Genomic DNA, 26,556 nt, shown 5'->3' on the forward strand with positions numbered 1-26,556 from the left:
TATGAAAAAGATAGTATATATATATGCATTGTTGAGCTGTGGCATGATGGCTTGTAGCAAAGATTATTTGGAACGTTTGCCTGAATCGTCAGTTACTCCTGAGGCTTCCTTTAAAACAGAAAAGGATTTGGCGTTATTTACAAAGTCATTTTACGATGCCGCACTACCTTCGGCCGAAGGAGTTTATAACGAATCGGTCGATAATATCGTTAAGACAACATTGGATGATGAATTGACCGGAAAAAGACAGGTTCCGATAAGTGGCGGTGGATGGACTTGGGCAAATCTTCGTAATATCAATTACTTTTTGGCGAATTGCTTTAATACAGTTTCAGAAACGACTGCTGCGCCCTATGCTGCCGAGGCGCGCTTTTTTAGGGCATATTTTTATTTCGATAAACTGAAACGTTTTGGAGATGTGCCCTGGTATGACAAGGTCATTGATCAAAATGACGAAGAACAACTTAAGAAGGCGAGGGATCCGAGAACTTTGGTTGTATCAAACATTCTCGCTGATCTGGACTATGCGATTGCCAATCTACCGGCTACCAAAAGTGATGAAAAAGTGACCAAATGGACTGCATTGGCCTTAAAGTCCCGGGTCGCACTTTTTGAAGGAACATTTCGTAAATATCATACAGAATTTAATTTACCCGATGCAAACGGCCTGTTGGAGAAGGCGGCCGATGCAGCCAGCAAGCTTATGGAGGGAGCGCAATACAGCGTATACAATGCCGCGGGAACAGACTCTTATGGTGCATTGTTTTATAGTGTTAATAGTTTGTCACAAGAGGTTATTTTAGCGCGGAAATTCTCGGATGCTTTGCAAATCTGGCACAATGTAAATTATTATACGATTACAGCTTCCTACGGAAAACCCGGATTGGATAAAAATTTGGTGGATTCTTACCTGATGAAAGATGGAACGAGGTTTACCGATAAATCAAATTACCAAACAATGACGTTTAAGGAGGAGGTCCTAAATCGCGATCCACGTCTAAGCCAGACGATTCGTACGCCGGGCTATAAGCGTATTGGAGGTGCCGCTGCTGTTGCTCCGAACTTTGGGAATTCAGTGACGGGATATCAATTGATCAAATTTGTGGGAGATGTAAAGTATGATAACTTCAATCGTTCTGAAAATGATATGCCGATTTTTAGGTATGCCGAGGTTTTATTAAATTATGCTGAAGCGAAAGCAGAGTTAGGCACATTGAGCCAGGCCGATTTGGACAAATCAATTAAGTTATTGCGCGATCGTGTAGGCATGCCAAATCTAAATCTGCAGGCGGCTAAATCAAATCCAGATGCATTTTTAGCGAAAGACTATCCGAATGTAGTTGGTGATATGAAGGGGGTACTATTGGAAATAAGAAGAGAACGCCGTATTGAATTGGTGATGGAATCTTTTCGTTGGGATGATATCTTAAGATGGAAAAGCGGCCAGTTGGTCACGAGACAATTTAAAGGGATGTATTTTCCGGGTACAGGCAAGTTTGATTTAGATAATGATGGTAAAGATGACGTTTGGATTTATGAAGGTGACAAGCCGAGTGCCTCGGGAATTCAGCTATTGAAATTGGGCTCGGAAATCTTATTGGAAAATGGGAATAAAGGAAATGTGATTATTAATGCGCATATCAAAAAAGTTTTCGATGAAAAGAAAGACTATTTATATCCAATTCCTATTCAAGAACGACAATTAAATCCTAACCTTACCCAAAATCCAAACTGGGGAGAATAATACACCTTAAAAAATGCGATCAGTGGTCGAGTGCTTCTCCCGCTGATCGTATTTTTAATATTACGATATATTTTTTTAACTAGCTGTATTTTAACTATATAGGTTGTGAAAAATGCGTTTAATTTATTTTTCGTACCTTTGTATCGTCAAAAGACAGAATGGCGTGAGTTTATTCCGCTATGGCTTTGTGCCTTTGGCACAGCGTAGGTTGTTCGTTATACTTGTTGAAGTATATTTTGGAGATGCTTTATAAATGGAGCATTTCGTCTTTAAAAGATTAGTTTCTTTTTCATCATTGCTCTTACCGAACCGAGAGTAAAGTATGTTAGTTAATAAGTTGATTGAACTGTACGAGTAAGATTTCGATCAAACGGACTCAACTGTAGGGATATTTTTTATTTGTAAGAAAATAGCGTAGGCGTATGGCCTTAGTGGATCACTTATGCCCTTTTGGTTTATTTATGTTTAAAAAAATTAAAGAATGGATAAAACAAGCAAGGTAAAAGTAAAAGTTGAAGACTTGGTACTTGTTTTCGGAAAGCAAAAGAAACAAGCTCTGCACTTACTGAACGAGGGTTTCTCGAAGAAGGATATTTTAGCGAAAACGGGCTGTACTATTGGGATTAACAAAGCTAATTTTGAAATCTTCGAGGGGGAATTTTTCGTTATAATGGGGCTTTCGGGAAGTGGGAAATCTACCCTGCTCCGTTGTCTGAATCGATTGAACGAACCGACATCAGGAAAGGTTTATATCAATGGTGAGGATATAACAGGGAAAAATAATAAAGATCTTCTTGAAGTCCGTCGAACAGAAATGAGTATGGTCTTTCAAAAGTTTGGTCTGTTGCCACATCATACCGTGTTGAGCAATGCTGCTTTCGGTTTAGAACTACGAGGGGAAGAACGGGACAAACGGGAATCTAAAGCGCAGCAAGCGCTTGATGTCGTCGGGCTCAGTGGATTTGAACAACAGCTACCTTCTCAGTTATCGGGTGGTATGCAACAGCGGGTTGGACTGGCTCGGGCACTTGCAAATGATCCTGAAGTACTACTGATGGATGAGGCATTTTCAGCTCTGGATCCCCTGATTAAAACAGAAATGCAAGATCAGTTACTGGAGTTGCAGGATAATCTACAAAAAACAATCGTATTTATTACCCATGATCTCGATGAAGCGATCAAATTGGGCGATCGTATTGCTATTATGAAAGATGGTGTCATCGAACAGATCGGTACTGCGGAAGATATCTTGACAAATCCAGCAAGTGAGTATGTTAAAGCCTTTGTTGAAAAAGTGGATCGCAAGTCGATCATTTCGGCAGGTTCACTGATGTTTGAGAAACCTACTGTTGTACGTTTCAAAAAAGATGGCCCTGAGGGGGCGCTGCGGAAAATGCGGGCGACAGGAATTGAAATTCTCCCTGTAGTCGATGCGCATGATACTTTCCTTGGTTTTGTTCATATGAGTGAAGTCATTCAATCGGCAAAGCGTAGGGAACCCACCGTAGAATCCATTATACATGCCAACGTTCCAACCGTATCAAAAGAGGTGACCGTTGAAGAAATGTTGCCCCTGATATCGGAGATCCGGTCGCCAATCGCTGTGGTGAACGAACATAATCGTTTATTGGGGATCGTAACACAGACGTCGTTGATTATTGAAGCGACAAAGTATAATGAAGAGGAAATTATTGAATTAAAAGAGAAAGCAAATAATCAGTAGAAATGAATAAAGTAATCGATATAGGACAATACATCACTGTAGCCGTCAATTGGCTGACAGATCATTTAGAGCCATTTTTTAACCTGATAAAAAATACAGGGAATGCATCCATTATTGGACTGGAATGGGTGTTAACAACGATACCTTTTTTTATTATCATCGCATTATTTACAGCATTAGCCTGGTGGAAATCTGGGAAAGGGGTCGCACTGACGACATTGTTGGGATTAACATTGATCTATCTGATGGGATTTTGGATTGCAACAATGGAGACTTTGGCGCTGGTATTGGTCGCTACCTTGACAGCCTTGGTTATATCAGTTCCTTTGGGTGTGTGGGCTGCAAAAAATAAGCTAGCGGCCAAGATCATTCGTCCCTTGCTTGACTTGATGCAGACAATGCCGGCCTTTGTCTATTTGATTCCGGCAGTGTTATTTTTTAGTATTGGTAAAGTCCCAGGAGCTTTTGCGACCATTATTTTTGCTATGCCACCTGCTGTACGTTTGACGACCCTAGGGATTGATGCGGTTCCAAAAGATATCGTGGAAGCTGCACGTTCATTTGGAGCAACCAATAGCCAGATCTTATTTAAAGTAGAATTGCCCTTGGCTACCAAAACAATTTTAGCAGGGATCAATCAAACCATATTACTGTCTTTATCGATGGTTGTTATTGCCGGAATGATTGCTGCCGGTGGTTTGGGAGAAAAAGTACTTGAAGGTATAAACAACTTGGATATTGGTCTTGGTTTTGAAAGCGGTTTGTCCGTTGTGATTCTCGCTATTATTTTGGATCGGATCACACAGGGCTTTGTAAAAAAGAAAGCATAGTATGAGGAAAATAAAAAGTATGGTATTGTGCCTGATGGTGTTATTACTTGGGGCATGCAGCAAGGGCCGGAATAAAAATATTATTCATATCGGCATGGTCGATGGCTGGGCAGAAGGAGTTGCAATGACAGAGGTCGCAAAAGTAATTATGGAAGAAAAGGGGTATCATGTCGTTATCCAACGAGCTACGCCCGATATGATCTTAGCCTCTATGAACAATGGCGATACAGATCTATATATGGATGTTTGGCTGCCATTGACCCATGGAAGTAAAGTGGCTAAATTTCCAAATATTGAAGAGCTCGGAACGAGTTATAGCCATGCGCGAAATGGACTTGTTGTGCCAGATTATGTAACAATTGATCGGATTGAAGAGTTGAGAAAACATGAACGAGAATTTGATAAAAGGATTATCGGTATAGAAAAGGGTGCTGGAATAACACGTGCTGTAGATCAAGTGATCAAAGAATATGAACTCGATTATAAACATGTGAATTCATCTACGGTTGCCATGATTACGGAATTGCAAAACGCGATTAAAGCAAAACGATGGATTGTGGTAGCTGGCTGGCAACCACATTGGATGTTTGCTAAAATGAAATTGAAGTTTTTGGAGGATCCTAAAAAGACATTGGGTGATGCCGAGCAAATCAAAATTTTTGCACGAGGAGACTTTCGCATGGAGCAACCGGAGCTTGCCCAATTTTTTTCCAAAGTCTACTTTGATGAATCGACAATGGCTGATTTGTTGTCACAAATGCAAGGAAGCCAAAACAAAACAGATACGGCAAAAGAATGGATCAAGAAACATAACGATCTCGTAAAGGGCTGGTTAGAGTAAACTGCGGCAATTCATAGTTATGGATGAACACAGCGCTTTTGCTTTTGCAAAATAGCGCAAGATCCTTTTCGTGTGGATTTTGGCAAAAATGGGATTTGTGTCTCTTGAGTCAAAACGTTATTTTTATGGTTTGGATCGTAGCACACAAAAGAGGCTACACATCATAACGAATATGGAGGAGCAAAAAATTATTTTGGTAGAGGACGAACAGGACGTTGCTGATCTGATCGTGCAAGGCTTGGGCGAGGATGGGTATAGGGTCATTCATATGAGCCGTTCGGAAGGTTTGGAGCAGCTTTTGGCGAAGCAAGATGTCTCCCTTGTGCTGCTGGATATTCTTTTGCCAGGTACTAACGGGCTGGATATCTGTAAGCAGATCCGGCAATGGGGCTATACAGATTTACCTGTTATGATGTTGACCGCACTTGGTACTCCTGAGAATGTGGTGCTTGGGCTCGATAATGGTGCAGACGATTATCTTTCCAAACCCTTTAAGTTGATTGAACTGAAAGCTAGGATACGTTCCTTGATTCGCAGGCAACAGTCCATTGTACAGGCAACTCAACGCGAGATACAGCCATCGAAAGATATCTTTAGTTACGGTTTTCTAAGTATAGATGATTATAAAAAAGTGGCTTATTGTGAAGGGCAGGAACTCAATTTGACAAGTACAGAGTATCGTTTGCTTTTGTTGTTTATCCAAAGTCCCAAAAAAGTGTTTGAAAGAACTGAATTGCTGGATAAGATCTGGGGGATAAATTTTGATATTGGATCAAATGTGGTTGATGTGTATGTCAATTATTTAAGAAAGAAGATCGAAAAAGTAACAAATAAAAAAGCGATTCATACGGTAATTGGTATGGGATACGTTTTAAAGATTGAAGACTGAATAGTTAAAAATGCATAATTATAACCGAAAGCTTATTTATCTCATTACGATCCTTGTCGTCTATGTAAGTTGTTTTGTAGGATTTATCTTTTATTCCATAACGAATTTTGCCTTTACAGATTTTTATAAACGGCTGGATCTGCGGCGAAATATTGCTGCTGAAAAGTTCCTGAACAGTAAATCTGCTACCCAAACGGATCAGTGGAGCCTTGATTTTATTGAGAACCTCAATAATCAGCATGAGTTTTTAGTGGAGTTTGACAGCAAAGGCAACATTTTAAGAAGTCAGGGATTCCACAATGAGCTATGGGATAAGATTAACAGAAAAGGCAGTTCGAATTTCAAGTCGGGCAATCAATTTTATTCGACTAAATATTTCTCCCAAAATGGTCGGCACTATATTGTTGGAGCCTCTGCTGAAAATTATTTTTATACACATCATTTGGCCTATCTTCGGAATCTGCTGATTATCAGTTTGATTTTGGGAATTCTCTTTATATTCGTCGTTTCAGTTTTTATGAAACGTTCGTTCTTAAAGCCAATATTGACCATGATGAAGGAGGTGCAAGAGATTGGTTCGGAAAATCTCTATAAGCGATTGGATGAGGATAAATATAAAGGTGAGCTTCATGGTCTGGCGCTCACCTTTAATCGGATGTTAACGCGTTTGGAAACCTCTTTCGAGACACAAAAAAACTTTATCAGCAATGCATCACATGAACTCAATACGCCATTGACATCCATCATTGGACAGGCGGATCTTGCTTTATCCAAAGAGCGAACAACAGCGGAGTACCAACGAACATTATTTAAGATCATTGAGTCGGCAGAGCATTTGGAAAAGAAAACAAAAGCACTTTTACTATTGGCGCGGACAGGTTTTGTTAATAATGCAACCGCATTTAGCCCCGTTCGTATTGATCAGATTGTGATGGATGCCGAGCTGACTGTTAAGGCCATCAATGACAAATTTAAGATTATTACAGATTTCAGTCTACTACCAGATGATAGTATGCGACTCAAGGTGAATGGAAATGCCATATTGTTACAGCTGGCGCTATCCAATATTATCAGCAATGCCTGTAAATATTCATCCGATAGAACCGCTTATATTGCTTTGGGTGCATTGGATAATAAAGTCTTTATTCTAATAAAAGACAAGGGTATCGGAATACCTTCCCGTGAATTGGACCATATTTACGATCCCTATTTTAGAGCGTCCAATACGAGTGGCATTGACGGTTATGGTATTGGACTTCCTTTGGCCAGAAATATTATTAAGTTGCATGGTGGGACATTGAAGGTCAATTCTGTTGTGAGTGAAGGCACCACTGTAGAAATTGAATTACCCACTTACCTTCGATTCTAATGTAATTTTAATTTTGATCGTATTTCTAATCTCCTTTTAATACTGTTGCGAGCTTTCTAATGGAAAGCTAATTTTAGATTCATTCCGTTGCCATATGTGCGTTTTAACTTTGCTAAAAAAAAGCATGGCTAAAACAACGCGTATATTAATACCTAGTGATTTTACAGTTGACTCACTCCATTTTGTGCGTCAAAGTATTGAAGAGTCAACGGCTGATTCTATTGATATCATCCTTGTGTATGGCAACAAAAGCAGCACTTCTGCGAGTGAATTACTCGGAATTGGATTGGAAGATCAACTGGAAACACTTCAATCTGAATCTTTTTTAAAAGCCTGTAGCGGAATTTATCAGCGCTATAAAAATCGTAGGCTCAGTATTTTTGCAGATATCTTGGGTACCGATAATAGTCATTATTTGCAGCATTATCTCAGAGGACAGTCTGTAAATGAGGTCATAATACCACGAGATTATACCTATAAAAAGAAAACTCGCAATTTTTTTAATGTCGCTAATGCACTCCGTAAAGTTGAGCGCCAAACTCGTTCTACGGTCTCGTTTAAAGAGCAATCAAATATTGGAAAAAGAGAAATCGGACTAATAGAATGATCACTCGGAATTTTTACCATTGTTTTAGCTGAAAATCATCATTTCTAACTTATCTTCTATCTATTTTTATGGGGCATATACCAGGTGGACCATCACCTTTACAACGCTTGGCAAACCTATTGCATACTGAACGAAAAACAATCAATTATATATTTATTTATGCTATTGTGATCGGTATTTTTAGTTTGACTATTCCAATAGGGATAACAGCAATATTTAATTTTTTAAGCAATGGAGCGATGTATAGCTCTACCTATATCTTAATTGCTTTTGTGTTATTTGGCGTGATTATGGGTGGTGTATTATTGATCGGACAATTGACCTTAGTAGAGTATTTGGAGCAGAAAATCTTTCTAAAATCGGCAATTGAATTTTCGTATCGCTTGCCAAGAATTAAACCTAAAGAGTTACTTGGAAAAAACCTTGTGGAGTTGGTCAACCGATTTTTTGATGTTATCATTATTCAAAAGGGAATTATCAAACTTTTGATTGATATCATCGCCGCGGTTGTGACAATTTTCTTTAGTGTAGTCTTATTATCTTTTTATCATCCTGTATTTCTTGCCTTTGGCCTTATTGTCATTTTTTCGGTTATTACGATACTTGTTCTATACTATAAAAGAGGGTTGAAAACAAGTATTGAAGAGTCTGAATACAAATATGAGACGGTAGCCTATTTGGAAGCTGTTGCCGGACAAATTGACCATTACCGCGGTGATGAGATGAAAATGAACGAAGTGACAAAAACAACAGATTATATTGTCAGTAAATATTTAGGAGCTAGGAACGATCATTTTAAGGTTTTAAAGCGTTTTTTTATTGGTTCTGTCCTGCTTCGCACCCTATTGTTTGGCGCGATGCTCTTGCTTGGATCCTATTTTGTTGTCGAGCGGCAAATGACTTTTGGTCAATTTGTAGCTGCTGAAGTTGTGATCGTTCAAATTGGTTATGCCATTGAAAAACTGATGACTAACTTAAATACGATTTTTGATATGCTTACGGGAGTTGTCAAACTGGCTGCTGTAACCGATCTTGCGTTGGAGGAGGACGCTGCGGTTTATGTTGATTAATAAGGATCATTCGAATCGGACAACGCTCTCTTGGAGAGATCTTTCTCATGATGCTGTTGATAGCTTATTGAAAGAGCGGGGATCCTTAGTTTTGGGGCGAATCCTTGTGTTATCTGGGATTGTTTTTGTACTAGCACTTTTTCTCCCATGGAGGCAGACAATTCCTGGCGTAGGAACGGTTACTGCTTTACGTCCACAAGATAGACCGCAGACTATCCAAAATCAGATTGGTGGTCGCATTGAATATTGGGCCGTTACTGAGGGGCAGGAAGTAAAGAAAGGTGATACAATTTTGGTCCTTTCAGAGACCGCACAGTCCTATTTTGATCCAATGCTACCTTTGAGACTAGAAGAACAATTGCATGCCAAAAGAAGTGGGGAAGATGCCGCTAATCAAAAGATGCGAGCCACCGAAGCACAGATTGAAGCATTGAAAAATGGGCTGGATTTTCAGCTTGCGTCAGCTAAAAATAAGGTGGTTCAAGCACAAAATATGGTGAAAATAGATAGTGCAGAATTGGTCGCTATCATGAGCTTTTTTGAGACTAGTGAAAAGCGACTTAAACGGTATGAAGAGGGCTATCGTGACGGCTTATTTTCGTTGACGGATATTGAAACCAGGCGCTTAAACCTACAAAATGATCGCGCTAAAGTAGTCAGTGCGGATAATAAATTGTCAAATTCAAGACAATCACTAACAAATGCCAGTATCGAATTGAACAACATCCGTGCAAAGTATAATGAATCATTAGCGAAAGCGCAGTCTGATTTAAGTTCGGCTTTTTCCTCCAAGGCTTCTGTACAAGGGGATATCGCCAAACTGAGAAATGAGATATCCAATATCGATGTCCGTCGAGGACTATATGTCGTAAGGGCTCCACAAGATGGTTTTATTGTAAAAACCTTTAAAGCTGGAATCGGTGAAAATATGAAGGAAGGGGAGTCCGTTGCGACATTGCAACCTAAAAAACCACTGCTGGCCGTAGAGCTTTATGTAAATGCAATGGATGTACCATTGATAGCGCCGGAGAGTGATGTAAGGCTGCAATTTGATGGCTGGCCATCAATCCAATTTTCCGGATGGCCTTCTGTCGCGGTGGGTACCTTTGCCGGAAAAGTTTCAGTCATCGATAAAGTGAGCAGTACGAATGGTCGATTTAGGATTTTAATACGCGCGACCGATCCGGTTCCTGAGGGTGACGAGCCTTGGCCAATCCAGTTAAACCAAGGTTCAGGTGCTTATGGAAGGGTTATTTTAAACAAAGTTCCTTTGTGGTATGAGATATGGCGACAGTTGAATGGTTTTCCCCCGAGTTTGGAACGAGAACCAAAAGAAAGTGAGAAAAAGTAATTGTTATATGAATAAATTGAATTTTATTTTTATTGTGTTCTGCTTTTTTTTCTATTCTCATCTTTTGGCTCAGGAAAAGGAATATGGAGCACCGAAGACTTTTACAGTTGATGACATGGAAGAGCTTTTAATGGCTAATCATCCCATTGTTAAACAAGTAAATCTACTGAGTGAAACTGCAAAAGCCCAAGTAACACAAGCGTTAGGGAAGTTTGATCCAACACTAAATTCGAGCTTTAAAAATAAGCATTTCGGTCATACGGATTATTACAATGAGTGGAATAGCGAGTTGAAAATCCCACTTTGGTTAGCAGGAGCAGATCTGAAAATAGCTTATGATCGAAATGTAGGGGATTATACAAACCCACAATCCCGAACGAATAATGCGGGGCTCTCTGCAATCGGTTTAAGTATTCCTTTGGGGCAAGGTTTAATCGTCGATAGCCGAAGGAATACGTTACAGCAGGCAAAGGCGATGATCAGCTATCTGGAAGGCGAAAAGATCAAGCAAATTAATGCCATTTGGTTTCAGGCACTTTCAGATTATTGGAACTGGTATTTTGCTTACCAGCAATACCAACTTTTATTAGAGGGCGTTAAATTAGCGGATCAGCGGTTTAGCGCAATCAGTGAGCAGACTATGCTGGGTGATAAACCTGTAATCGATTCCATAGAAGCCTCGGTCGTTGTAAAAGAACGTCGGATAGAACTTTCAAAGTATGAAGTAGAACTTAAAAATGCGAAAATTGTATTGTCCAATCATTTGTGGAATGATCAACAATTTCCGGTTGAACTTCCCGATCACGCCATACCACATAAGCTCGAAGACCAAGTTATTTTGCCGGATAATCGTGTGATCGAGGCACTACTGGATTCGGCAAAAATTGCTCATCCCGAAATGATCAAGTTGGCTAGTAAAAATCAGCAACTGCTATTTGAAGAACGTTATCGAAAAGAAATGCTTAAACCTAAATTGAATGTGTCGGGTACGCTCATTTCTAGCCGTCGCGGTTTAAATGATTTTGTACCACCGCAGTATGATTTTAATTGGCAGAACTATAAGCTAGGTTTTGAATTTGCATTTCCACTTTTTATTCGCGCCGAACGTGGGAAGCTCAAAGAGGTACGGATTAAGCAAGATCAACTACGATTTGAGCAGGTAGCGACTGAAAGAAATATTTACAATGACGTCGTTAAAAAGTACAATGATTTAAATGCTTACAGTAAACAGATTGAACTTCAATCGATCAATATAAGTAACCAGGAATTGCTCCTTAAGGGTGAATTAAATAAGTTTGAGCTGGGTGAATCAACTTTGTTTGTTGTCAATAGCAGGGAAAACAAGCTGATTGAAATGCGTATCAAGCAAGAGAAGCTTTTTACGGACTATCGGAAGGCACTGGCAGAGTTATACTACAAGGCCGGAACTAAATTTTAATCCCATTTTAATCTACATTTTATTTTTAATCTCATTTTAATACAAGTCCTAAAATTCTAATAGAAAGTTAATTTCAGATTCATTCGGTTGCCATGATGACCTGTTAATTTTGTATAAAAATAATTGGATATGGCAAAGGCAACGCGTGTATTGATTCCAAGTGATTTTACGATTGATTCGCTCTTTTTTGTGATTCATAGTATAGAACAATCGTCAGCTGAAGAGCTAGACATTATTTTGGTCTATGGCAATAAGAGCAGTACTTCGATTAGTGAGTTATTAGGGATTACACTGGAAGATCAGCTTAATAAGCTGCAATCAGAAGATTTTTTGAAAGCCTGCCAGATGATCTGTCATCGTTATGAAAATCGTAAGCTAAATATCTATACAGATATTATCGGCTCTGACAATCTCAATTATTTACAACATTATTTGCGCGGAGCTCGGATTGATGAAGTCAAGGTTCCCACAGATTATGAATTTGAAAAAAGAACAAGGCATTTTTTTGACGTCGGACGGGCTTTGCTTCACTTGAGTAAAAGTAAGCAGAAGAATGTCTCGATCGTAGAAAAACCCGGGACAAACAAAACCGGCAGAAATGTCTTGGCGGATTTATTTTTTAACAAGAAATGGGATGTTAATTATTAAGAGAAAAATATTGGCACAATTCAACTTTGTCTTGTTGTCCTTTTTGCTTTTAGGGGCTAGTTCAATGGTTATGTTTTATGAAAACCCTGAGCGGCTTTTAGAAGGGGAGTGGGAAGAGCAGGGTTGGTACTTTGAGAAAGTGGAGAAGTCTCCAACATTCAAAAAACAGGCGGTTATCCATGAAGGAATAAAAGATGCTGCAATCGCGCACCTTCCACCCCTGCAGGATGGATTATGGCATTTTGAAAAAATGGGTGATAAAAATTTTATTGCCCATCATGAGGACAAACAATACAATTGGTTTTTGAAGGGACGAGGCCATATTCTTGAGCTTCGTAAGAATGACGAGCTAATAGAGAGTTTCGTTATCCAAAAGTTGAATAAAAACCAGTTGGTGCTGCATCTTAATTTGGATATGCAGACGAAAGGAATTGCACGTATCGTGCTGAAAAAAGGAGGAAAGGAAAAGTATGCTGAGAAAATATAGTAACCATAGGACGATTCAAGATAACATTAGGCTGGGGGGAATTACCGCGTTTTCTGCAGGAATGGTCAATGTCGCATCTGTCATTGTCTTTTTCTCGTTTACCTCGAATGTAACGGGTTATTATGCTGTTTTTGCACAGGAGATAGCGAAAGGGAATTGGTACCAAGGTGCTGTGGTGCTTTTTTGGATTTTACTTTTTCTAGTAGGGAGTATGCTTTCTAATCTGATCATCATTCATGGTAAAGGACGTTTTAGCTCCTATTTGACACATTCCATTCCCTTGGTATTGGAAATATTGAGTATATTATTTGTTGGGATATATCTTGATGTATTTTATGAGGATTCTTTGAAAGAAACTGAGATACTTGTCGGTGCATTGCTCTTTGCGATGGGGCTACAAAACGGTTTGACTGCGAGCATATCGAATTCTGTTGTGAAAACAACACATTTGACCGGGCTAACGACAGATTTGGCCATATTGATTTCGATGTTCACCAAGGAGTCTAACCGGAGCAATAAGGCATTGGTCGACAAATTCCATTTGCTATTGAGCATCGTGAGCGCGTATGTCGTTGGCGGACTTGTGAGCGGTATTTCATTCACTTACCTATCAAATAAAACATTTTACGTGGTTTGTTTTGTTCTTTTAGTCATCGGTTTATACGATCACTACAAATTGTATCTGTTGAAAAAGCAATTTGTGAATCGTCATCGTCAACCAGTGGCAGCTTAGTTGACTGAGCAAGTTCTTGGTTAGCTAAGCAAAAGGGCAAATAGTTTAATCGCATTTCAAAAAATGCGATTTTTTTTGTCCAAAAAATGCTTATCTTCATACACAGTTATCACGCTCTACCGAAGCGAATGAAAGACTACTTAATCAATTTAAAACCGTATCATGATCAAATTCTTTTCCAACCGGCCTTTTTGGGCACTTTCTCTAATTTCGCTGTCAGTATCACCCCTCTGCGTAAAACAGGCTTATGCGCAAGAATTGCACACCCAAAGATCAGTACATGATCAAAATAAAAGCCAGCAGAATCTTTTACGGGCAATCCAATTGATTGATCGATCAATGGACGTCTATTTTTCCGGTGAAGATTTCAAAATGCATCGTTTTTATAACCCATTTACGAAGGTTCGATCCGAAGAAACAGCTAGTGTATGGATGTATTCTGTTTCCATAGAAGCTGTAAACGCTGTGTTGAGTGGCTTGAAAAAGCAACAGAAGGTAGATAACGGCAAGCTTTATAAAATGTATTATTCCCGCTATGTAGATTTATTGGCTAAGCTTCATGCAAATGCAGCCTATTATTTAGGGACCTTTACGCTAACGTCGTTTACGAAGCATAAAGAATGGACGGTGTATGCTGTCGATCGCGTTCGAGAAAAAGGAAAAGCAAATGTAACGGGCGTATTGAACGTCTATGATGATCAGATGTGGTTGGTACGGGAATTATTGGAAGCTTATCATTTGACCGGGCAAGATCGCTATTTGCAAGAAGCGGAGTACCTTACGGCTTATGTTCTTGATGGTTGGGATTGTACTTTGGATGAGAAAGGGAAAGAGCATGGCGGAATTCCATGGGGACCAGGATATGTAACGAAGCATGCCTGTAGTAATGCACCGATCATTAGTCCGCTTGTTACATTGTATGAAATCTATAAAAACAAAGGAGACCAAATAATTGCACATTCGATCGATCAGAAAGATAAACTAACCCGTATTGCTAAAAAAGAGCGGAAGGCCGATTTTTATCTCCGTTTTGCTAAAAGGATTTACGACTGGCAAAAGGCAAATCTTCTTAATGAAAAAGGTGTCTATGCGGATATGATGGGTGATTGTTATCCAGATTGTTCGATAGCTTATGAAACGGTCAACGGTGTGCGATACCGAAAAAATACCGAACTCAGAAAAGCCGTCGGAACTGCATTTTCCTATAATAGTGGAACGATGATTTCCGGAGCAGCAGACTTATATCGTGTTACGAAAGCTAAAAGCTATTTAGAAGATGGCAAGAAACTGGCCGATGCGACTTTTACTTATTTTGGAAAGTTAGGGCAGCAGATTCCTGAGCATTATACGTATGCGACAGACGGTTTTAATAACTGGTTTAACGGTGTTTTGTTAAGAGGCTATACCACTATATTACCGAATTATAGTAAGGCTGGGAGGTATGTGAAGTCTTTTCAGGAAAACTTGGATTATGGCTATACGCATTTCTTGAGCGAAGGATTTTTGCCAAATGATTTGCTCGGAGGTTGGGCAAAAGATAAAAGCAAGAATGATCTGGAGGGAATGTTTATGTTCACTTTTGCGGCACAGTATGCTACACTTGCGCAAGTTGAACAACCAAAATAGATGCTCCCCTAATGAGGCACTTATTTTGGTTGGGATAGAATTGTCTGCATCGTTATGATTTAGATAAAGCAGTTTGGGCGTCTTGAAATTCAGTAGGGCTCTGTCCAAACTGCTTCTGAAAATTACGAGAGAAATGAGTCGCGGAGCTATAGCCTAGTAAATTAGAAATTTCGTAGACTTTATGCTGCTTTTGGATGAGCAGTTCTGCTGCTTTTCGGAGCCGCGTTAAATTAATCAGTTCATTGGGCGATAGGCTCGATACCACATTAATTTTGCGATAGAGGGTAGGTCTACTCATGCAGAGAATATCGGCCATTCGATCGACATTAAACTGTGGATCATCGAGGTGTTGCATGATGATTTCTTCAATCTTCAACAAAAACTCTTGTTCACTTTGATTTTGACCGATTTGCTGTATTTGCGACATCGGATTTTTAATAAAAAATTCCTTGACTTTAACTCTATTCTTTAATAAACTCGCGATTTGTGCTCTTAAAAAGGCAGGTGAAAAAGGTTTTTCAATATAAGCGTCGGCACCATACTCCAAACCCTGAATTTTTGATTCAATACTATTTTTTGCCGTTAAGAGTATAACTGGAATGTGTGCATATGCGATATCTTCTTTAATTTTTTGACAGAGTTCAAAACCATCCATTTCTGGCATCATCACATCGCTGACGATCAGATCAAAATATTCAGTGGCTAATACATCCAGCGCTTCCCTACCATTGGAACTCGTTGTTATCTGATAATCCTCATTGAGATCATCCGCAATGAATTCAAGTAGTTCAGTATGATCATCTACTAATAATAAATTGGATTTGGCATTCATAATTATGGGTTTGTATTGTGATTCAAAGGCAATGTCAAACTAAATACGTTCAATTGGAGGTCGTTTGTACTGTATAACAGGGTACCTTGGTGTTTTAACGTTAAGGACCTTGTCAATGCCAAGCCTAGGCCGCTTCCAGGAACATTCTTATTTTGTTTTAAGCGATTGAATGGTTCAAAAATTCTTTCCCTTTCTTCTGAAGGAATTAAAGCTCCGTCGTTTTTCACGGTCAATATAAAGATATTTTTCTGTTTATCCATATTCAAATTCACTTCAATATAGGATGAAGAATATTTCAGGGCATTATTCAAGAGGTTGTAACATATCTTGTCGAATGCGTCGATATCGACTTGACCTATGATATCTGGCATAATGTGCGATACCATCTGCTTGTCCTGCGCCTGCAGTGTGACTGTAAAATTGTTGATAATTTCCTGGACCGTTTGGCTTATGTTTTCTGATTCAAAGTGTAATTTGAATCCTTCCGTTTCGACCTGTCTAAAATCCAATAGCTGATTGCTAAGGGCAATCAACTTCTCCGTGTTGTTTTGCATGGTCAATAGTAGCTTGTCTGTTACAGGATTATGATCTACTTTGTCCATAAGCTTCTCTAAGGGGGCCTTGATCAATGTTAATGGTGTGCGTATCTCGTGAGCAACATCGGTGTAAAAATTGATTTTTGAGCGATAGAGTTCTTGCTCGCGTAGATTTTGTACGGTTAAAAGATGTTGTCGATTGCGTTGTTTGATCTTTTCATTGAAATGATGAATAACAAATATAATCAGCCCCACAAGGATTAGAGCATAGCAAACAAAGGCCGGTATACTTGCCCAGATCGGAGGAAGAATAGTGATTTTAAGACTAGCAAAAGTGGGGATTGTATTGCCATTTGGATCTTCTGCTTTTACAGTAAAAACATAGTTTCCGGGCGCTAGCTTGGTGAAGTAAGCTCGTTGATTGCTTGTAATGTCTATCCAATTGTCGTCGAGACCATCCATTTTGTAGCTATAGTGAATGGAATGGGGGGCTTGGTAGTGTAATGCCGCAAAATCAAGACTGAAGGATGACTCGTCGTGTTTCAGTTTGATTTTATCCGTGAACAGAATTGATTTGGACAGAATATTTGTATCGGTGTACTGATTGATCGCCCTATTGTTGATGTAAAAATTAGTGATGTAAATCGGAATTTGATTCTTGTAGTTGATTTGGTTGAGCCTTTCGGGATTGAAACGTATCAGTCCATTGATGGTGCCGAAATAAAAGTTTCCATTGTCATCATTAAAGGATGAATTGTAATTGAACTGAATAGTCGGTAGGCCAGACTCCAAGTTGAAGATGCGTTTTTTTCCACTGGGAAGATGGTAGCGTACCAGGCCCTTGGAAGTACTCACCCAAAGGTTATTTTGTTTATCTTCTAAAAAGGCGAGTGTCACATTACTGGGCATTCCTTCTTCCAGGCCAATGTTTTCAAAGCCATCCTGATTTGATTTCTTTTTAGCCATCCCACCTTCGGTAGCTATCCAAATTTGATTTTTTGAGTCCTCAAATATACTGTTGACCCTATTGTTGGGCAAGGAATTGAGATCGTTCTGATGATGCGTATAGTGTTTGAAATAACGTGTGGTCGGATGATAACAGAATAGTCCATCACGCCACGTTCCGACCCAGATATTCCCCTTTTTATCTTCCAAAATGCTTGTATAAAACATGTATTCTGGGACATTATCAATAAGGTGGAAAGATTTTTTTTCTAGATCAAAGCGGTATAGGCCGCGTGTGGATGCAGCCATGATTTCTCCTTTTCGAGTTTTATAGAGATAAAAAAGAAAATTACTTTGGAGATCGGATGTTGATACATTGCTGTTACGATCGATGTGATAGATAACTTTTTGAAGCTTTGGCGAAAAAATGTCCAGACCATTGACGAAAGTACCAATCAATAGTTTGTCGCCAATAGGGAGAATACCGTGAATATTGTTATTTGCCAGATTCCCCTGTTTATCGGAGAAGTTCTGGATATAACCCGACTTAGGATCCAATTTAGATAGACCTCCGTTTTCGGTGCCTATCCATATATCGTGGTTGATGTCTTTTTTGATAATCCGAACGACAGAGCCTTTTAAGCTCCCGGGGCGATCTTGTGGGAGGAATTTTTCGATTATACTATTATTCTTGTGATAATAGTTAATCCCACCAAAGTAGGTTCCCAGCCAAATACCCTCATCCTTATCTTGTAGGATATTATAAATGGCATTGTCAGATATCCCCCAAGGGTTTTCTTGTTCTTTCTGAATGTTGATGTAATTTCCGCTCGCTATTTGGTAAATGAAGAGGCCAGATTCGGTTGCAAACCAATATTCATGATCGTTTGGCTGTATAATATCTCTTACATAGAGAAATTGATGCAGCTTGTCCGGACCAAGAATTGACTTGAGGGACTTGTTTTTAAAATTGTAGCTATAAACCCCAGTTTTCGACGTGCCAATCAATAAGTCTCCATCGCGGTTTTCCATTATTTTCTCAATACTAAACCAGTCTTTAGGACCATATTTTGCTTGAAAGTCAAGCATGAGTGCGGGTTTTCCAGAAGAACCTATCTGGAAGATCTTACCTTCAGGAGTTCCAAAAAATACAGTTCCATTTTTTGTGCAGCTGATAGACGTAATATAGAGGTCCGATTTTGTAAATTGTTGAATTGCGTGACTAACCAAATCATGGCAATAGAGCATTCCATTGGATATAAACCAGATCCTTTTGCGTTGATCGGTAACAATGACGGGTACGTCCGCATTTTCAAATTGTTTGCTCAGTAATCTAAATTGCTCGTCGACGGGGTCGTAGCAATAGATTCCCTGATCTGTTCCAATCCAAATTCTTTTTCGAAAGTCCTCTTTCAAGGAGATGATATTATTACCACCCAAGCTGTTTTTCCCAGATTGGGTGGCATCAAAATGTTTGAAATTGTTACCGTCAAAGCGATTTAATCCATCCTTTGTACCGAACCAAAGAAAACCCTGACTATCTTGCATGCTACAAATGACAGCATTGTTTGACAAACCTTCATTGATTTGATAATGATTGAAATAGTAGGGCTGCGCATATAGCAAGGAAGGGAGTAACAGGATAAATAGCAATCGTAAAGGCTTCAGGTTGATCATGATCATTTTTTGGTTATTGATACAAAATAGAGCTAAAATGAAACAATTTAATCTTAAAATTTCTAAAAAATTTAAGACTTTAGCTTATAGATTGTAATCGTTAAAATTATAAAAAATCTAGAAAAGGACGTAAGTTCTATCTAAACAAAGATTATAAACCCTTTAAAATATTACGAATGAGAGGAAAATTGACCTTGCTGGGTCTTTCTGCAATACTTGCTTTTAGTGTGTCTTGCCAGCAGCCGACTGGTTCTAAAACTCCCAAAGCAGATTCTTTATCGGCCTTCATAGATACCGCGCAGTTCAGCGGAACTATTGATCAAAAACAGGCGTATCTATATGAACTGAGCAATAAAAATGGCGTACAAGCTTATTTTACCAATTTTGGTGCACGTTTAGTGGGATTATGGGTGCCTGACAATAAGGGTGAGTTATGCGATGTGGTTTTGGGTTTTTCTAAAGCGGCTGATTATAATAATCCCAAAGAACCATTTTTTGGTACTATTGTAGGGCCTTTTGGTAATCGGATCGCCAAAGGCAAATTTAAGTTGGATGATAAAACCTATACATTGGCGGTAAATAACGGTCCTAATACGCTGCATGGCGGTTTTAAAGGTGTGCATTTTGCCAATTGGACATTAAAATCGTCAGATAAATCATCCCTTACATTTGCTTACACCTTACCTGACGGACACGAGGGTTTTCCAGGAAACATCCAAATGGAGGTGACTTATACGCTGAACGATAATAATGAATTGATGATAGCTTATCGTGCTACTTCCGATAAAAAGACGGTGATCAATTTGACCAACCATGCTTACTTTAATTTAAACGGTGAAGGAAGTGGTACCATTCTGGATCATCAACTTCAATTGTTTGCCAATGAATACACACCAGTAGATAGTACACTAATACCCACAGGGCAATTAGCACCGGTAAAGGGAACAGCTTTTGATTTTACAACCTTGAAACCGATAGGAAAAGATATTAATGCCAATGACCAGCAGCTTAGTTTTGGAAAGGGCTATGACCACAATTTTGTCTTAAGTAAAGAGAAAGATGGCGACTGGTTTAAAGCGGCACATGTGATCGGTGATAAATCAGGAGTGGTCATGGATATTCTGACGACCGAACCTGGTATTCAATTTTATAGCGGCAACTTTATGAATGAACAGGTACAGTTGAAGAACGGTAAAAAAGACTCCTTTCGTACGGCTTTTTGCCTCGAACCGCAGCATTTTCCAGACGCTCCGAATCAGCCCGCTTTCCCAACAACAGTCTTGAACCCCGGACAAGTATATCAAACGAAATCCCTGTATCGTTTTTCGGTAAAATAATACATATTTAATAATGATTGGTTTGAAAGTACATCACTGAAAAGAGGTGTACTTTCTCCGTTTAAAAGACTTTAAAACGTTTTAGGTTGTTTTAATTATTTGATACAAATAGGCAGTTTTTTGAGAAAAAACGAAAGCCTGTCCGATTGAATATACCTTAATTTTGGACAAATCAATTATACAAACTAATCAATCTAGGTATGTTTAAGGGTCTTAAATGTCTGCCAATTTCTGCTACTTTGCTCTGCTGTGCGAGCAGTTTTATTCCTTTAGCAAAGGGAGCAAATTTATTCCCAGTTTCTTCTGATGGGATCGAGTTGCAAAAAGCAATTAAAGGGGTTGTTAAGGATAAAGAGGGCAATCCGATCGTGGGAGCGACAGTCGCATTGAAATCCAAACCCAGTCTCGCAGTCTCAACAGATGCGAAAGGTAATTTTAATCTGACGGGTGTCAATGCCGGTGAACTTTTGACCGTAAGATCTGTAGGCTACCTCTCCAAAGAAGTCGTAGCGAGTGCTGATTTAGTCATTACATTGGACGATGAAAATTCACGTATCGGCGAAGTGGTTGTGGTAGGGTACGGTACACAAAAGAAGGAATCTGTTACTGGTGCAATCACGGCAATTTCTTCGCAGGATATTTCCAGATCTGTTGCGACTACAACCTCAGGAGCCTTGGTCGGGAAGATTGCCGGGGTCAATAGCCGTATGTCAGATGGACGCCCTGGCGCATGGACGGGGATCAGCATCCGGAATATGGGAACTCCCTTGTATGTGATCGACGGTGTTCAAAAAGATGAAGGCCAATTCAATAATTTGGACTTCAATGACATCGAATCTGTTTCGGTTTTGAAGGATGCGTCGGCTGCTATTTATGGTGTACGTGCGGCCAACGGTGTTGTGGTTGTAACGACAAAGAAAGGAAAGCGGGGTGATAACAATACCTTTAATATCAATTCCTATTACGGCTGGCAAAGTATGTTTCGTTTTCCTAAACCTGCAGATGCAAGTACCTATGTGAAGAGCTACATTCAATCGGATGCCATTCTTGGTGTGAAGGATCCAAAATACACAATAAGTGACCTTGAAAAATGGCAGCAGGGGACAGAAAAAGGTTACCGTCCTTTTGATTGGTACGATTATATCTTAAAAACTAGTCCGCAAACCTATATTTCTGGAAATGTGAGTGGAGGGTCTGAAAAAATCAATTATTACATAAGTGCCGGGCACCTCGACCAACAATCCATTATCCGTAACTATGGTGGTTTCAATCGTACAAATGTACAGATGAACATTGACGCGAGCGTATCTAAACGATTAAAGATAGGAGCCAATTTAAACGGCCGTATTGAACAACGTAAACAACCCGGCGTACCAGGAGCGGATGATACCTGGCAAGCATTATTTGCCATTTATCGCAACTTACCTACTGCGCGGCCATTTGCTAACGACAATCCGCTCTATCCAACACAAACTGCAGCCAACACCGAGACGAATTTTGCGATGTTGAATTATGACCTGTCTGGTACGTATCAGGAAAAATGGCGGGTGATGCAACTAAATTTTAATGCAGAATATAAGATCACGGATGATCTGATCGCTAAGGGTACAGTAGGCTATTATCTGGCAAATAAATGGATGGATAATCAGGAGTTCACTTACAAATTGTATGGCTATGATGAAAAAACGGATACCTATCCAGTTATATTTAGCATGGATAACCCTTGGCGGGAGCGGTCTATCGCTCAAATCGAAGAAATTTCAACACAATTCACTTTAAATTATAACAAACGTTTTGGAAAGCATGGTGTGAATGCTGTATTAGCCGCGGAGTCAATAAAACGAGATAACCCCGATATTTATGTCCACGACAGACCAGCATCAAATGCATTGAGTTTGATCTATTTTCAAACGATGGATACCTATAATGATACTGGAGTAAATACGCAAGCAAGAGCCGGCTTTGCAGGTCGGGTCAATTATGACTACGATCAAAAATATCTTTTAGAACTTTCATCGCGTTATGATGGATCCTGGAAGTTTGCTCCTGGAAGTCGATGGGGATTTTTTCCTTCAGCATCCGCGGGATGGCGGATCTCTTCTGAAAAGTTTTGGACAGATGGCATGCGGAAGGTACTTGATGATGTTAAGCTTCGGGGATCTTACGGGATATTGGGGGATGACAATTTGGATGATTGGAAATATTATGCTTTTGGTTACCTGAGCGGATATACCTATAATTCCAAAGGTTCGACGATTGACGGAAAATATGTTATTGGCACCCAACCCCGTGGACTTCCTGTCAAAACGCTTTCCTGGATTGAGGCGCACATGTTGAATGTGGGGCTTGATTTTAGCACATTAAAGGGAAGATTGACTGGTAGCTTGGATTTCTTTCGACGGAAAAGAAGCGGTCTACCGGCCTCCAGAAATGATGTATTGATACCAAATGAGGTTGGTTTTAGTCTGCCTTATGAAAACCTAAACTCCGATATGCATAAGGGTATCGATGGCTCAATTATGTGGCGGAGTAAGGCTGGCGATTTCAATTACTTTGTCGGTGGTAATTTTACATTTGCCCGTCAGATTGATGGTGAACAATATAAACCCCGGTTTGGGAATTCCTGGGATCAATATCGGAACTCCATTTTTGACCGCTACGCCTATCTAAATTGGGGCTTACATGCTACTGGACAGTTTCAGTCCTGGGAAGAAATTGCCAATTACGATGTAGACAATGACCGTCAAGGTAATTCTACCTTGAGACCAGGAGATATAAAATATGAAGACATCAATGGGGATAAAGTGATCAATGAGCTGGATCAGCGGCCAATAGGATATCGGCAAGGCGGACTTCCATATTTCAATTTTGGAATTAATCTGGGCGGACAATTCAAGGGATTTGATCTGGCCATGGATTTGACAGGAGCAGCATTTGCATCCTATCGTCCCAATTACGAAGCGATGAACCCTTTCCACGATGGTGGAAATAATCCGCAATATTACATGGAGAATCAATGGATGCTCAGTGATATTACCAACCCGAATAGTACATTGATTCCCGGCAAGTATCCAACATTGATTCGCGGAAATCAAAACCATAGTAATTATTGGCATAGCGATTTTTGGCTCACCAATGTCAATTATATAAAACTAAGAAATCTTCAGATTGGATATACCTTGCCAGATAAGTGGATGAAAGCTCGTGGAATCCAAAAATTACGAATATATACGATGATGCAGAATCTCTTCAGTATAGATAATTTGGGTGATATGAAGATCGATCCGGAAATCACAAGTGATTCAGGTGTTCAATACCCAACAAACCGGGTTATAAATGTGGGTGTTAATTTAACTTTTTAATAACATGATAAAGAGGAAGGTTATTTTATGGAGTGTATGTCTAGTATGTACATTTTCAAGCTGTAATAAGTTCTTGGACCGGGAATCACAGGCAATTTTTACCGATGATCAGATATTTTCAGATCAAAATATGGTGAAGTCAGTGTTGGCCAATTATTACGGAAGAGTCAGCTGGGGCCAGCAATTTGGCGACAACGGCTCCTTTGCGATGCTAGATGAAGCAGGATTTTCCAGTGGTTCTCCCAACAATATGCAGGAGTTTCCAAATGATTTTTGGCGGATGTATGATTATGAATTGATCCGAAATCTAAACCAATTTATTGTAGGTGTCCGACAATCAACATTAGATGACAACAATAAAAAGAGCATTGAAGGTGAGGCCCGCTTTATCCGTGCCTGGACTTATTTTAATATGATCAAGCGTTTGGGGGGAGTGCCAATGGTGGGTGATAAAGTATATGATTATACAAGTGGAATGGATCCAGCAGAATTACAGTTGTCGCGTGCAACCGAGGCTGAAAGTTATAATTATGTCATCAGTGAATGTACTGAAGCGGCTAAAATGCTCGGTACAGAGAAAACCATCAATTCGGCGAGAGCCAATAAATGGACAGCTTTGGCGTTAAAAGCCCGCGCAAGTTTATATGCTGCTTCCATAGCCAAGTATAACTATAAAACTCCAGACGTGAAGACTGCAGGAAATGAGGTGGGCATCCCTGCATCTGAAGCAATTAAATATTATCAGACAGCTTATGAAACTGCTTTGGATATTATAAATAATAGTCCTTATGCGCTGTATAATGCAAATCCGGATAAGGGCAAGAACTTTTATCTTGCCGTAACCTCAAAATCAAGCAATGAAGTAATTTGGGCAAAAGACTATGCTTATCCTGGTGAGACCCATTCTTTTACCAATAATAATATAGCCTCATCTGTCCGCGGTGATATTGATGCCAATTTCGTAACTCCAGTACTCAATTTGGTGGAAGCATTTGAATATACAAATGATCGAAAAGGGGATCTGAAAACGAAGACTGCTGCTGGTGACTATGTTTATTATACAAATCCCGAAGATCTTTTTGCCAATAAGGATGCACGCTTGTATGGTACGGTAATTTACTCCGGAGCAGATTTTGCTGGAACGAAAATAACTTATCAGGCGGGGGTTCGGTATAAAGAAAATGATACATGGAAGACAGTAACAGGTTCGCCTGGTTCCTCAAATGATAAATTTGGCGGACTTGTTACGAGTGAGGATGGCCCTACGACTTCCAACGATATGTATGTCAATAAAACTGGATTTAATATCCGGAAGTTTATTGACGAAAATAAAGATGCCTCTACACGCGGGCGCGGTTCGGATATTTGGTTTGTCCGTTTTCGTTATGCTGAATTTCTGTTGATCGCTGCAGAGTCGGGGCTTGAACTTGGTAAACCGCAAGCTGAGTTGACTGGATATATCAATAAGATCAGGGAGCGCGCGGGAATACAAGCATTGACGACTATTTCTTTAAATGATATCATTCAGGAACGTCGCGTTGAATTTGCATTCGAAGATCATCGCTACTGGGATCTCAAGCGTTTACGCATTGCACACGAAATTTGGAACGGAAGTGCTGATAATTACAATGCGGTGCACTATGCCCTATTTCCGTATAAAATATATGCTCCTGGGGATCCTAACAATGGCAAGTGGGTTTTCGAGAAACAGAAATCTAGCCATACGCTCTATCCGCGAAATTTTAAATATCAGAACTATTATAATTTCATTGACCAAAATTGGATTAACAACAATCCGAAGCTAGTCCGAAATCCTTATCAATAGCATTATTCTTATGAAAACTTTTTTTTGTAAATTAATAGTCGGTTTGTGTTTACTCTTGGGTGTTTTTGCTTGTGGCAAAGATAATTATGATGCACCACAAAGCACATTAAGCGGACATGTAACCTATAATTCCAAACCTTTGGGGCTGAGAGGATCCAATCAATCGGTCTATCTTCAACTCTGGCAGGATGGTTATCAATTTCGGTCTCCTATTAATGTTTATTTAACTCAAGATGGTTCGTTTTCTACGAAACTTTTCGATGGAAAGTACAAATTGGTGACAACCAGTGGAAATGGACCATGGGTGAGCAGCGCCGATACGTTGCTAGTTGATGTGAAGGGCAATACCACAGTGGATTATCAGGTGAAACCCTACTACATGATGAGTAATATAACCTATAACACACAAGGAAATATCCTTAAAGCATCTTTTGATATCGAAACGATAGATGCTTCAAGAACGATTGATTTAGTCACCTTATTGGTCAATGATACAAAATTTGTGGATTTGGGCCAATATACATATAAGATGGAAAAAACTGGATTAAATGCCGGCCATGTCGAATTGGAACTGGATATCAAAGATATTTTGACCAAGAGCGCAGCGGTGTATGTGCGCGTAGGGTTACGGGTAAATGGGATTACCGAGGCGCTGTACGATAGTGAACCAAAGAAACTAAAATAAA

Annotated in this window: 20 protein-coding genes; 18 read left to right on the forward strand and 2 right to left on the reverse strand. The window is 39.6% G+C overall.

Going from position 1 to position 26,556, the window contains the following annotated elements:
* Position 1 precedes the first annotated feature (1 nt).
* The 14 genes from B3297_RS24015 (at position 2) to B3297_RS24080 (ending at position 15,356) form a co-directional block, all read left to right on the forward strand.
* Positions 2–1,744 (forward strand): RagB/SusD family nutrient uptake outer membrane protein, encoded by a 1,743-nt coding sequence (locus tag B3297_RS24015; protein ID WP_286779634.1) that lies wholly within the window; start codon positions 2–4, stop codon positions 1,742–1,744.
* 481 nt (positions 1,745–2,225) lie between these two features.
* Entirely contained in the window at positions 2,226–3,467 is a 1,242-nt protein-coding gene (locus tag B3297_RS24020) for a quaternary amine ABC transporter ATP-binding protein (RefSeq protein ID WP_046675375.1), read from the forward strand.
* A 2-nt stretch (positions 3,468–3,469) separates the two neighbouring features.
* Positions 3,470–4,297: an ABC transporter permease gene (locus B3297_RS24025; RefSeq protein WP_159333096.1), complete on the forward strand. Its 828-nt coding sequence runs from the start codon at positions 3,470–3,472 to the stop codon at positions 4,295–4,297.
* Position 4,298: 1 nt separating this feature from the next.
* Positions 4,299–5,138 (forward strand): glycine betaine ABC transporter substrate-binding protein, encoded by an 840-nt coding sequence (locus tag B3297_RS24030; protein ID WP_159333095.1) that lies wholly within the window; start codon positions 4,299–4,301, stop codon positions 5,136–5,138.
* Positions 5,139–5,310: 172 nt separating this feature from the next.
* A complete protein-coding gene (locus B3297_RS24035; protein ID WP_286709891.1) occupies positions 5,311–6,027 on the forward strand; it encodes a response regulator transcription factor in 717 nt (238 codons plus the stop codon).
* A gap of 10 nt (positions 6,028–6,037) precedes the next feature.
* The gene (locus B3297_RS24040; RefSeq protein ID WP_286709890.1) at positions 6,038–7,396 is read left to right on the forward strand and encodes a HAMP domain-containing sensor histidine kinase; all 1,359 of its coding nucleotides are present in this window, start codon (positions 6,038–6,040) and stop codon (positions 7,394–7,396) included.
* Between the two features lie 124 nt (positions 7,397–7,520).
* Positions 7,521–8,003: a hypothetical protein gene (locus B3297_RS24045; RefSeq protein WP_286709889.1), complete on the forward strand. Its 483-nt coding sequence runs from the start codon at positions 7,521–7,523 to the stop codon at positions 8,001–8,003.
* Positions 8,004–8,071: 68 nt separating this feature from the next.
* Positions 8,072–9,073, forward strand: coding sequence for an ABC transporter transmembrane domain-containing protein (locus B3297_RS24050; RefSeq protein WP_286709888.1), 1,002 nt, complete (start codon positions 8,072–8,074; stop codon positions 9,071–9,073).
* On the forward strand, positions 9,063–10,424 hold the full coding sequence (locus B3297_RS24055) for an HlyD family secretion protein (RefSeq protein WP_286779635.1): 1,362 nt from the start codon (positions 9,063–9,065) through the stop codon (positions 10,422–10,424). Before B3297_RS24050 ends, B3297_RS24055 begins: the two co-directional genes overlap by 11 nt.
* Positions 10,425–10,431: 7 nt before the next feature.
* Positions 10,432–11,862 carry a TolC family protein gene (locus B3297_RS24060; RefSeq protein ID WP_046675387.1) on the forward strand — a complete coding sequence of 477 codons (1,431 nt, stop codon included), beginning with the start codon at positions 10,432–10,434 and terminating at the stop codon, positions 11,860–11,862.
* A 129-nt stretch (positions 11,863–11,991) separates the two neighbouring features.
* The gene (locus B3297_RS24065; protein WP_112376064.1) at positions 11,992–12,510 is read left to right on the forward strand and encodes a hypothetical protein; all 519 of its coding nucleotides are present in this window, start codon (positions 11,992–11,994) and stop codon (positions 12,508–12,510) included.
* A complete protein-coding gene (locus B3297_RS24070) occupies positions 12,497–12,997 on the forward strand; it encodes a hypothetical protein (RefSeq protein ID WP_046675389.1) in 501 nt (166 codons plus the stop codon). Before B3297_RS24065 ends, B3297_RS24070 begins: the two co-directional genes overlap by 14 nt.
* Positions 12,981–13,730, forward strand: coding sequence for a YoaK family protein (locus tag B3297_RS24075; protein WP_046675390.1), 750 nt, complete (start codon positions 12,981–12,983; stop codon positions 13,728–13,730). The genes B3297_RS24070 and B3297_RS24075 overlap by 17 nt, the downstream gene beginning before the upstream one ends.
* 162 nt (positions 13,731–13,892) lie before the next feature.
* Positions 13,893–15,356, forward strand: a complete 1,464-nt coding sequence (locus B3297_RS24080; RefSeq protein WP_286779636.1) for a glycoside hydrolase family 76 protein — start codon at positions 13,893–13,895, stop codon at positions 15,354–15,356.
* A 52-nt stretch (positions 15,357–15,408) separates the two neighbouring features.
* Here B3297_RS24080 and B3297_RS24085 read toward each other — a convergent pair whose 3' ends face one another.
* Positions 15,409–16,188 (reverse strand): response regulator transcription factor, encoded by a 780-nt coding sequence (locus B3297_RS24085; RefSeq protein WP_112376066.1) that lies wholly within the window; start codon positions 16,186–16,188, stop codon positions 15,409–15,411.
* Between the two features lie 2 nt (positions 16,189–16,190).
* A complete protein-coding gene (locus tag B3297_RS24090) occupies positions 16,191–19,346 on the reverse strand; it encodes a sensor histidine kinase (protein WP_204991036.1) in 3,156 nt (1,051 codons plus the stop codon).
* Between the two features lie 176 nt (positions 19,347–19,522).
* Between B3297_RS24090 and B3297_RS24095 the strand changes: the two genes are divergently transcribed.
* The 4 genes from B3297_RS24095 (at position 19,523) to B3297_RS24110 (ending at position 26,555) form a co-directional block, all read left to right on the forward strand.
* Positions 19,523–20,683, forward strand: coding sequence for an aldose epimerase family protein (locus B3297_RS24095; RefSeq protein WP_286779637.1), 1,161 nt, complete (start codon positions 19,523–19,525; stop codon positions 20,681–20,683).
* A 200-nt stretch (positions 20,684–20,883) separates the two neighbouring features.
* The gene (locus B3297_RS24100; RefSeq protein WP_286779638.1) at positions 20,884–24,045 is read left to right on the forward strand and encodes a SusC/RagA family TonB-linked outer membrane protein; all 3,162 of its coding nucleotides are present in this window, start codon (positions 20,884–20,886) and stop codon (positions 24,043–24,045) included.
* Between the two features lie 4 nt (positions 24,046–24,049).
* Entirely contained in the window at positions 24,050–25,870 is a 1,821-nt protein-coding gene (locus tag B3297_RS24105; protein ID WP_286779639.1) for a RagB/SusD family nutrient uptake outer membrane protein, read from the forward strand.
* Positions 25,871–25,880: 10 nt separating this feature from the next.
* Positions 25,881–26,555: a DUF3823 domain-containing protein gene (locus B3297_RS24110; RefSeq protein WP_286774706.1), complete on the forward strand. Its 675-nt coding sequence runs from the start codon at positions 25,881–25,883 to the stop codon at positions 26,553–26,555.
* Position 26,556 lies beyond the last annotated feature (1 nt).

Origin of the sequence: Sphingobacterium sp. UBA3519, assembly GCF_002377215.1 — a bacterium.
Lineage (GTDB): Bacteria > Bacteroidota > Bacteroidia > Sphingobacteriales > Sphingobacteriaceae > Sphingobacterium > Sphingobacterium multivorum.

Bases quoted from the DNA above. Each gene is read 5' to 3' on its own strand.
- B3297_RS24070 (WP_046675389.1), top strand. From the start codon at position 12,497: ATGTTAATTATTAAGAGAAAAATATTGGCACAATTCAACTTTGTCTTG.
- B3297_RS24030 (WP_159333095.1), top strand. From the start codon at position 4,299: ATGAGGAAAATAAAAAGTATGGTATTGTGCCTGATGGTGTTATTACTT.
- B3297_RS24060 (WP_046675387.1), top strand. From the start codon at position 10,432: ATGAATAAATTGAATTTTATTTTTATTGTGTTCTGCTTTTTTTTCTAT.
- B3297_RS24025 (WP_159333096.1), top strand. From the start codon at position 3,470: ATGAATAAAGTAATCGATATAGGACAATACATCACTGTAGCCGTCAAT.
- B3297_RS24065 (WP_112376064.1), top strand. From the start codon at position 11,992: ATGGCAAAGGCAACGCGTGTATTGATTCCAAGTGATTTTACGATTGAT.
- B3297_RS24020 (WP_046675375.1), top strand. From the start codon at position 2,226: ATGGATAAAACAAGCAAGGTAAAAGTAAAAGTTGAAGACTTGGTACTT.
- B3297_RS24015 (WP_286779634.1), top strand. From the start codon at position 2: ATGAAAAAGATAGTATATATATATGCATTGTTGAGCTGTGGCATGATG.
- B3297_RS24095 (WP_286779637.1), top strand. From the start codon at position 19,523: ATGAGAGGAAAATTGACCTTGCTGGGTCTTTCTGCAATACTTGCTTTT.
- B3297_RS24055 (WP_286779635.1), top strand. From the start codon at position 9,063: ATGTTGATTAATAAGGATCATTCGAATCGGACAACGCTCTCTTGGAGA.
- B3297_RS24110 (WP_286774706.1), top strand. From the start codon at position 25,881: ATGAAAACTTTTTTTTGTAAATTAATAGTCGGTTTGTGTTTACTCTTG.
- B3297_RS24045 (WP_286709889.1), top strand. From the start codon at position 7,521: ATGGCTAAAACAACGCGTATATTAATACCTAGTGATTTTACAGTTGAC.
- B3297_RS24050 (WP_286709888.1), top strand. From the start codon at position 8,072: ATGGGGCATATACCAGGTGGACCATCACCTTTACAACGCTTGGCAAAC.
- B3297_RS24100 (WP_286779638.1), top strand. From the start codon at position 20,884: ATGTTTAAGGGTCTTAAATGTCTGCCAATTTCTGCTACTTTGCTCTGC.
- B3297_RS24090 (WP_204991036.1), bottom strand. From the start codon at position 19,346: ATGATCAACCTGAAGCCTTTACGATTGCTATTTATCCTGTTACTCCCT.
- B3297_RS24075 (WP_046675390.1), top strand. From the start codon at position 12,981: ATGCTGAGAAAATATAGTAACCATAGGACGATTCAAGATAACATTAGG.
- B3297_RS24080 (WP_286779636.1), top strand. From the start codon at position 13,893: ATGATCAAATTCTTTTCCAACCGGCCTTTTTGGGCACTTTCTCTAATT.
- B3297_RS24040 (WP_286709890.1), top strand. From the start codon at position 6,038: ATGCATAATTATAACCGAAAGCTTATTTATCTCATTACGATCCTTGTC.
- B3297_RS24035 (WP_286709891.1), top strand. From the start codon at position 5,311: ATGGAGGAGCAAAAAATTATTTTGGTAGAGGACGAACAGGACGTTGCT.
- B3297_RS24105 (WP_286779639.1), top strand. From the start codon at position 24,050: ATGATAAAGAGGAAGGTTATTTTATGGAGTGTATGTCTAGTATGTACA.
- B3297_RS24085 (WP_112376066.1), bottom strand. From the start codon at position 16,188: ATGAATGCCAAATCCAATTTATTATTAGTAGATGATCATACTGAACTA.